The sequence below is a fragment of the Flavobacterium sp. HTF genome (assembly GCF_003105115.1).
Taxonomy (GTDB): Bacteria; Bacteroidota; Bacteroidia; order Flavobacteriales; family Flavobacteriaceae; genus Flavobacterium.
In genome coordinates, this window is record NZ_QETH01000026.1 from 47,455 (window position 1) to 55,338 (window position 7,884).

The following is a 7,884-nucleotide window of genomic DNA, read 5'->3' on the forward strand; positions in this document are numbered from 1 at the left end:
AAATTTATCCTATCATGAAAAAGATTTTAAGCATAGTAATTATAAGCATAAGCTGCATATTCAATACAGCTTACGGCCAAAAAGGACAAAAAAAACTATCCCATTACGTAAATCCAAACATAGGAACAGCGCATAGCCGATGGTTTTTTTACACCCCGGCTGCTATGCCTTTCGGGCTGGCAAAATTAGGACCTTCGACCAACGCTCATTATGGCAATGAGCAAGGTTGGGAAGCAACAGGATATGATGACCGTGATACCTCGATTGAAGGCTTTGCCTGCCTGCATGAATTTCAGGTTGGAGGTATAGTTCTGGCACCTTCTGTAGGTAAATTGCAAACCATTCCGGGAACTCTTGAAAACCCGGATGAAGGATACCGTTCCCGATTTGACCGAAAAGATGAATACGCAACTTCCGGATATTATTCGGTTTTACTAAAAGATTACAACATAAAAGCAGAGCTTACCGCAACAAAAAGGGTCGGTTTTCAGCGTTATACTTTTCCAAAATCCACAGAATCTCATATTATATTTGATATAGGAAACAGGCAGGGGGAAAGCGGTGCGGTAAAAGAGTCAAAAGTAATGATGACCGAAGACGGCCGTATTGAAGGATATGTAATTACCAATCCCGAATATGTAAAAAAATATCAGGCTGGTGCCGAAGTTGCCATGTATTTTTCTGCCGTTGTGGATAAAAAACCGAAGAATTTCGGGGTATTCAACAAGCAGGAAACACAAGCATCCAAAAAAGAGATTTCCGGAATTGGAGCCGGTTTATATTTAACCTTTGATACCAAAGAAAATGAAGCCATTACAGTAAAAGTCGGACTATCTTATACTTCAATTGCTAATGCCCGATTAAACTTAGATTCCGAAGCCAAAAACACCAATTTTGATAAGGCAAAAAAAGAAGCACTATCAACATGGAATGAATATTTGGGAAGAATAACGGTTGAAGGGAAAAATGAAACAGATAAAATTAAATTCTACACCGGTTTATATCATGCTCTTTTAGGAAGAGGATTATACAATGATGTCAACGGAGCATATCCGATGAACAATGGACAAATTGGACAAATTCCATTAAATAGTAACGGAACTCCTAAACACAATTGTTACAATACCGATGCAATTTGGGGAGGATTCTGGAATCTAACCCAATTATGGGCTTTGGCTTACCCGGATTATTATGCTGATTGGGTACAGGGTCAGTTGCTTGTTTATAAAGATGCTGGATGGCTTGGTGACGGACTTGCAAATAGTAAATATGTTTCGGGCGTTGGTACCAATTTTACGGGATTAGCAATCGCTTCTGCGTATAATTCAGGCATTCAGAATTTTGATGTAGCACTGGGATACGAAGCGGCATTAAAAAATGAAATCGCCTGGAAAGACAGAATTGAAGGTGCAGGAAAAATGGATGTAAAGCAATTTATAGAACATGGCTACTCACCGCAAATTGAAGATATCGGTTTTAATACCATTACTGAAGGCTCCGGATTTTCAGCTTCACATACATTAGAATATTCCTATAGTGCTTTTGCAGTGGCACAATTCGCCAAATCATTAGGAAAAACTCAAGACTATGACCAATTAATAAAATTATCTAAAGGCTGGAAATTATTGTACGATAAAGAAACCAAATTTATACGTCCTAAATATGCCAACGGAAAATTTGTAGATAATTTTGATCCGTCGCAACCCTGGAGAGGTTTTCAGGAAGGCAATGCGTGGCAATATACTTTTTATGTCCCTCATGATATAGAAGAATTAGTCGAAACGCTTGGTAAAGACACTTTTAATGACCGATTAGAAAATATTTTCGAAGCCTCTCAAAAAAATGTATTTGGCGGTGGTACCAAGATTGACGCTTTTGCCGGATTATCAGGATTTTATAATCATGGAAATCAGCCCAATTTGCATATTTCCTGGTTGTTTAATTTTTCCGGAAAACCTTATCTAACCCAAAAATGGGTACATGCTATCTGCGATGAATTTTACGGAACCGAAGGAATTCACGGATATGGTTACGGACAAGATGAAGATCAGGGACAATTAGGATCCTGGTATGTAATGTCTTCTATTGGTTTATTTGATGTAAAAGGCCTTACGGAGATAAATCCGTCTTATCAGATAAGCAGTCCGTTGTTTGATAAAGTCAGTATCAAATTACCAAAATCATTAAACAGAAAAGACTTTACCATTCAGGTAACTAATAATTCTAAAAAGAATATTTACCTGCAAGAAGTAAGATTTAACGATACAGATTTGAATAAATTAAAAATAAGTCTGGACGATATTAAAAAAGGAGGAATAATAAAAATGGTTGTAGATGAAAAGCCTGGCCAAAAATGGTCTAACTAATTTTCTTTCAAACAAAAAATATACAATAAGTCATGCAAAAAGAGCAAACTAATTTAAAACTGCTACCCATTCTATTGGGATTTTTCATCATGGGATTTTGTGATCTGGTAGGTATTTCAGTAACCTACGCACAATCCCAGTTCAATTGGAGCGAGACGCGTGCCGGATTTTTACCTTCGATGGTTTTTTTATGGTTTTTTATAGTATCAATTCCGGCAGCAATAGCAATGGACAAATACGGTAGAAAAAACCTGGTTTCCCTTGGATTACTCATTACATTAGCAGCTACTTTTATACCAATTGTTTCGTTTAATGAAACTACTTGCTATGTTACATTTATTTTACTGGGAGTTGGTAATACGATTCTACAAGTATCTCTTAATCCATTACTTACCAATATCGTACATGGTGAAAAATTAACCAGCTACATTACTGGCGGGCAATTCATTAAAGCCATATCATCTTTTGCAGGACCCTTATTAGTTGGGTATTTTTCTTTACAATACGGTTCCTGGGAGAAGAGTTTTTACGTTTATACCTTAATTACCCTGATTTCATTGATCTGGCTCTTTTTTACAAGAATAGAAGAGGGGGTCAATGAAAAGAAAACGGCCAGTTTTTCTAAAACAATCGGCCTGCTAAAAGATAGAAATATTTTGCTGTCTTTCCTTGGTATTTTATGTATTGTTGGACTCGATGTCGGGATGAACACGATAACTCCTAAGCTATTAATCGAACGTGCTAATTTAGCCAAAGAAGCTGCTACATACGGTTCAAGCTGGTATTTTGCGGCACGTACAATTGGTACCGTTTTCGGGGTATTTTTATTGAGCAAATTTTCTGAAAAAGCCTTTTTCAAAATCAATATGACCGTTGTTCTTTTTGCATTAGTTGCCTTAGTTTTTGCCCAAAACCAATCTCTTATTCTGGCATTGGTTTGCATAATAGCTTTTGGATCGTCGAGCATCTTTGCTGTAATTTATACACTGGCTATAAAATCACAACCATCGTTAACTAACGAAATATCCGGATTAATGGTTACCGGAGTTGCAGGAGGAGCTGTAATACCGCCTTTAATGGGATTTGCCACAGATTACATTGGCTCACAGCAAGGTGCTGTGGGAATTATTATTTTGTGCGCTATATTTCTTGTTTATTGCTCTTTTAAGCTAAATAATAGTGTAGTACGACAGTCAGATTTTTGAAAATTTCTACATAAAGTTCCCCAAATAAAACTGCCCCTAAATAGTTGTCTAACGATTTGGGGGCAGTTTATTCAAGAGATTCTCCTGCTTTATAAAAACAAAAAAAACGTATAGAAATAATTAAAAGAAAATTCGAATTAATTGTAAAGATATCAGCCATGAAAAAACTTTAAATTTCATTTTTCTTTTTCGTGTAAATTGAAAAGTTAAGTCTTATGTTTGTTCACAATTCAGCAAAAAAATAAACATAGAATTAGAAATATATAATGACAGATAAATTGGAGGCTAAAGTTCATGAAAAATTATATGGACTTGATCATTTACGGGCTTTTGCTATTATTTTAGTTTTCTTTTTTCATTATTATATTGTAAGTGACGGAGAACCCGAATGGCTTCCTGGTGTAGCTTCATTTGGTTGGACAGGAGTTGATTTGTTTTTTGTGTTAAGTGGATTTTTAATTTCTTCTCAGCTATTTCTACAAATCAAAAAAGGGGAGTTAATTTCATTTAAAGTTTTTTTCATCAAACGATTTTTTAGAATTGTTCCTGCATTTTTAGCAACAGTTGGAATTTATTTTTGCGTTCCGTATTTCAGGGAAAAAGAATCACTACCAGCACTTTGGCGATTTCTTACTTTTACCCAAAATTTAAATCTTAATTTAAAGGACTACGGAACCTTTTCACATTGCTGGTCGCTATGCGTAGAAGAACATTTTTATCTTTTTTTACCAATTATTTTAATATTGCTGCAGACTTCAAAACTGTTCTCCAAATCATTTTGGTTATTAATAACCTTTTTTTTATTCGGTTTTGCGATTCGGTTTTATAGTTTTAATTACCTGTATCTGCCAAAAATTGATCAGGAAAATAGCTGGATGTACTGGTATAAATATATTTACTATCCAACTTACAATCGCTTAGACGGACTTTTGGTTGGTGTTTCTATCGCAGGAATTTATCAGTTTTTACCAAATTTATGGATCAGACTTTCAAAATATGGTAATCAATTTATTTTATTCAGTTTATGTATTTTGACAGGGGCATATTTTTTATGTGAAGACTTACTGACTTTTAATGTATCTGTTTTTGGATTTCCGTTAATTGCACTTGGCTTTGGTTTTATGGTCGCAGGTGCAATTAGCCCTGTAAGCTTTTTATATAAAATGAATTCAAAAATAACAACCTTTAGAGCTAATCTCTCTTTTTCAATTTATTTGACCCATAAAGGAATAATTCATACAACCCATCAGCTATTAAAAGATTTTGAAATAGAAAATAATGTAATGCTTCTGATTTGTGTCATGACGTGTGTTTTAGGCGCATATATTCTTCACCTGACAATAGAAAAACCATTTATGAAAATAAGGAACAAAACCATTAAAACATCTCTAATCAAATAATTGAAGATTACAGTATTATAGGACGCGCATCTCAATTTTAAAATAGCAGGATAATTTGTTTACTGTCCACATTCATTTTATGTGTCAAAACATCCGGTAAAATAAAAGTCTTATGGTGATTTATAATGGAAATATTATATATTTGAAAATAAATGATGTGTAATACTTATCACACATATCTACCCTGATTTGGGTGGCTTGTGTAGTTTCGTCACACGTATAAATCATTTTGTAAAACAAACCCAAGACAAATTAACACGATAAGATTTTTAACAAAAAAATTATGCAGGAAGAAGTACAAAAACATACTCAAAAAATTTACAAGACTATGAAAAACGAGAAACACACTTTTGGTGAAAAAATAAAAGAAGTGTTAATAGAAATATTCATAATTGTTTTTGCAGTAACACTTTCAATAGGGTTACACAGTTGGAGCGAACACAAACACCAACAAGAAGAAGTATCTGTGTTTCTTGCTAATTTAAGAAATGATTTAAAGAATGATTTAAAAAATATGGACATTGAAAAGGGAGCATACGAAGACTCAAACAAAGGCTATGAAAAAATTTTAGCGCTAACGACTTCTCAACTTGACAGTATTTATAAATCTAAAAATAAGGTTAATTTCCCAATTTATTCACATGGACAAATAATGAATATTGGTAATTATGAAGGTTTTAAGTCAAGTGGTAAAATTGGCTACATTGAAGACGAAAAATTAAAACAGAAAATCTTAAACTATTACCAGATATCTGTACCGGCAATTAACGAAGTTGATAGAATGTACAATGATTTTCTGTTTAAGAGTTTTGACAAAATGATAGAAAATGCAGATAAATCAGAAGAAGAATTATATGCAGACCCAAAATTTAAAAAGACAATCGAATTCCTTGTCAAACTAGGTAAGAATAACATAAGGGTTTATGACATAAATACAAGACCACAAGCAATTGAACTTATTAAAGAAATTGAAAAAGAATTGAATAAATAACAAATTTAAGAAAGGCAGATAACCTAAGTTTTTAAACGTTTAAATGAAAAAAATTAAATTTACGCTACTATTTATTTTAATTACAATTAGTTTTCACGCTCAAAAAATTTCAGGGAAAATTCTGGATGAAAATAGTAACCCAGTTTCTGAGGCAAGAATCGGAATTGAAAACGAAGAAATTGGGGATGTCACAGATAGTAATGGAAATTATACCATTGACTTAACTAATATTGACGAAACCAAAAATGTAAAAGTCATAGGCAATGAATATGACCTTTACAGGGCTAAGATTTCGGACTTTATCAAATCTCAAAATTATACGATTTATTTAAAAAGAAAAGCTGTAAATCTTGAAGCAGTAATAATCAATCCCAAAAAATATGTTCTTAAAAATTTCGGAACTTCAAATTCAAAAAGAGCATATTCAGAATATAATTCAAATGATCCAAATGACATTTTTAAAGAATGTGCCATAAGAATTAAAAACAAAAAGAAACTCAGGATAAAGAACATAAATATTAATATTGTCGATTACAAGTTTGAAAAAACGGCAACATTTATTTTTGACATACAAGGAGAAAAAAACGGTTTTCCAGATGACGCACAGTCTTTGGTCAATGAACCTTTAAAATTGACAGTAACCGAAAATGATTTAAAAGACAAGGAAATATCCTTAGACTTATCCGATAAAAACATTTGGACAGATAAAGATTTTTTTGTTTTAGTACGTATAGCAGAAGACTTTAAAGGAAGACTTAACTTTGGTGGTAATATTTTTGCATTTTCAAAAGATACTTATTACAGAAATTATTTTGGTGAATGGAAAAAATTTTCAGTTGGAGAGCCATCAATAAATGTTGATGTATTGATAGAAAAATAAAAAACGACAGATAGGCTTAATTTAGTCCCTACCCGCTAGATGGTACATCAATAGGTGCCGGAGGTATGGTTGGAGTTAGTTATTTATTTCCAGTTTTTCACTCTCAATTTAAAAAATGATAAGTCATATGGATATGGGAAAAAGATATTTTATAGGTATTATTAGTAGTATAGTTTTATTTATTTTTATAAACACATTTATTAGATCGAGAAACGAGTATAAAATAAAATATGATTTTGTAATAACAAAAATTACAATAACACCAACAAAGACTTTGGAGTTTTACAACAATAAAGAAAAAGTAGTTCTTTGGAATTATATAATTTCTGAAAATGAAGGAGTAGAAGTTGGAGATTTATTGTATAAAAAGGAATGTTCAAAATACTTATACATTTTTAAAAAAAATCAGGCGGGTAAATATATAGAGCACTTAAAAGTAATTCCATCTGGTCTTTTCCCTTTTGAATGGTTTTGGATGTAAATTTATAATTTTGAATAGTAAAAGAGATGCCTGCTGGTCATCTCTTCTGTTTTTAATATTGTTTTAGTGTATCAATTAATATCTTTTTATAAAGTTTATTTATCTTTTAATAATTTCTCTAAGACGTTAATCTGTTCATCTTTGGCTTTCAAAAGTTCTACATTTAAACGTTTAATTTCCTCTAAAGCTTCGATCCATTTTTCTACTGGATTTACATTGAAAGTTGGATAATAATTGTAACCATTAGATTGGTCGTTAAAAGTATTTGAAATAATATTTACGGCCTGTTCCTCATCAAAGTTCTGAAAAGCTTCAACGGGAATTTTCAGGACTGCAGAGATTTGTTTAAGCAGATTGTTTTCAATCACATCTTTCTGTTCCAGCATGGAAATTTTTTTCTGATTCCATTCTTCTCCCAAATCATAAGCCAGTGCTTCCTGTTTGATGCCAAGCATTTCTCTGAAACGCTTTACGTTTCTTCCCTGATGTATTTTCTGTTCCATAAATGAGATTTAGTTTTCCGAAGTTCAAAGATAAACCCATTCGGATTAAAAAAACTGA

The 7,884-nt window shown here is 32.5% G+C and carries 7 protein-coding genes; 6 read left to right on the plus strand and 1 reads right to left on the minus strand.

Annotation, left to right across the window (positions count from 1 at the left end; all coding sequences use genetic code 11):
* Positions 1-14 precede the first annotated feature (14 nt).
* From DCO46_RS10200 to DCO46_RS10225, 6 genes are all read left to right on the plus strand, one after another.
* Complete coding sequence (locus DCO46_RS10200) at positions 15-2,366, plus strand: GH92 family glycosyl hydrolase (protein ID WP_116752450.1); 2,352 nt, start codon at positions 15-17, stop codon at positions 2,364-2,366.
* A gap of 32 nt (positions 2,367-2,398) precedes the next feature.
* Positions 2,399-3,571 carry an MFS transporter gene (locus tag DCO46_RS10205; protein WP_116752451.1) on the plus strand — a complete coding sequence of 391 codons (1,173 nt, stop codon included), beginning with the start codon at positions 2,399-2,401 and terminating at the stop codon, positions 3,569-3,571.
* 266 nt (positions 3,572-3,837) lie between these two features.
* Positions 3,838-4,971, plus strand: a complete 1,134-nt coding sequence (locus DCO46_RS10210) for an acyltransferase family protein (protein ID WP_116752452.1) — start codon at positions 3,838-3,840, stop codon at positions 4,969-4,971.
* A 283-nt stretch (positions 4,972-5,254) separates the two neighbouring features.
* On the plus strand, positions 5,255-5,962 hold the full coding sequence (locus tag DCO46_RS10215; RefSeq protein WP_116752453.1) for a DUF6090 family protein: 708 nt from the start codon (positions 5,255-5,257) through the stop codon (positions 5,960-5,962).
* A 43-nt stretch (positions 5,963-6,005) separates the two neighbouring features.
* Entirely contained in the window at positions 6,006-6,842 is an 837-nt protein-coding gene (locus DCO46_RS10220) for a carboxypeptidase-like regulatory domain-containing protein (protein ID WP_116752454.1), read from the plus strand.
* A 115-nt stretch (positions 6,843-6,957) separates the two neighbouring features.
* Positions 6,958-7,323: a hypothetical protein gene (locus DCO46_RS10225; RefSeq protein ID WP_116752455.1), complete on the plus strand. Its 366-nt coding sequence runs from the start codon at positions 6,958-6,960 to the stop codon at positions 7,321-7,323.
* A gap of 95 nt (positions 7,324-7,418) precedes the next feature.
* Here DCO46_RS10225 and DCO46_RS10230 read toward each other — a convergent pair whose 3' ends face one another.
* On the minus strand, positions 7,419-7,826 hold the full coding sequence (locus DCO46_RS10230; RefSeq protein ID WP_116752456.1) for a helix-turn-helix domain-containing protein: 408 nt from the start codon (positions 7,824-7,826) through the stop codon (positions 7,419-7,421).
* Positions 7,827-7,884: the final 58 nt, after the last annotated feature.

What these genes read in the sequence shown, in the direction of transcription:
- DCO46_RS10200 (WP_116752450.1), top strand. Translation starts at nt 15, where the DNA reads ATGAAAAAGATTTTAAGCATAGTAATTATAAGCATAAGCTGCATATTC.
- DCO46_RS10205 (WP_116752451.1), top strand. Translation starts at nt 2,399, where the DNA reads ATGCAAAAAGAGCAAACTAATTTAAAACTGCTACCCATTCTATTGGGA.
- DCO46_RS10210 (WP_116752452.1), top strand. Translation starts at nt 3,838, where the DNA reads ATGACAGATAAATTGGAGGCTAAAGTTCATGAAAAATTATATGGACTT.
- DCO46_RS10215 (WP_116752453.1), top strand. Translation starts at nt 5,255, where the DNA reads ATGCAGGAAGAAGTACAAAAACATACTCAAAAAATTTACAAGACTATG.
- DCO46_RS10220 (WP_116752454.1), top strand. Translation starts at nt 6,006, where the DNA reads ATGAAAAAAATTAAATTTACGCTACTATTTATTTTAATTACAATTAGT.
- DCO46_RS10225 (WP_116752455.1), top strand. Translation starts at nt 6,958, where the DNA reads ATGATAAGTCATATGGATATGGGAAAAAGATATTTTATAGGTATTATT.
- DCO46_RS10230 (WP_116752456.1), bottom strand. Translation starts at nt 7,826, where the DNA reads ATGGAACAGAAAATACATCAGGGAAGAAACGTAAAGCGTTTCAGAGAA.